The organism is Bradyrhizobium sp. BRP19 (genome assembly GCF_020194195.1).
Lineage (GTDB): Bacteria > Pseudomonadota > Alphaproteobacteria > Rhizobiales > Xanthobacteraceae > Bradyrhizobium > Bradyrhizobium yuanmingense.
Genome location: NZ_JADYVZ010000101.1, coordinates 1 through 465, shown reverse-complemented (window position 1 = coordinate 465; position 465 = coordinate 1). Strand labels below are relative to the sequence as shown.

Below are 465 nucleotides of genomic sequence, written 5' to 3'. Positions count from 1 at the left end.
GATATCTTTGCTTACATCGAGGGCTTCTACAATCGAAAGCGTCGTCACTCCGCCATCGGCTATATCAGCCCGATCGAGATGGAGCTAAAAGCAGCTTAACCCTGTCCATTTTTTCGGGGGAAGATCATCCTGCCGTCATGAAGCCGCCCACGCTAGGAACGGCAACACGACTTCGGGCAGCTCATCCGTCAAGCGCAGAACGTTGATGGCATCGCCCCCACATTGCCTCAGCTTCGCGATCGCGTGTGCGAGGACATCGGGAGTATCAGGCTCGACGGCCGCAGTGCGCGGTGCGAACTGTAGCTTTACGACGCCCATGTCACTCTACGCCCCTGCCGTATAGCGCGACAATCTGGGTGGGAAGCGCACGACAATCAGGATGGCGAGTCGGTGTCGCGGCGAGGTGATGATTGCCGCGTTAATTGTCGCGCGCAAGAGTTTTTTGAACTCTGATTGTCGCGGAGC

The 465-nt window shown here is 57.2% G+C and carries 1 protein-coding gene; it reads left to right on the top strand.

The window, feature by feature from the left end; all coding sequences use genetic code 11:
- On the top strand, positions 1–99 hold a 99-nt coding region (locus I6F36_RS39975), incomplete at its 5' end, for an IS3 family transposase (protein ID WP_346656715.1).
- Between the last annotated feature and the right edge of the window lie 366 nt (positions 100–465).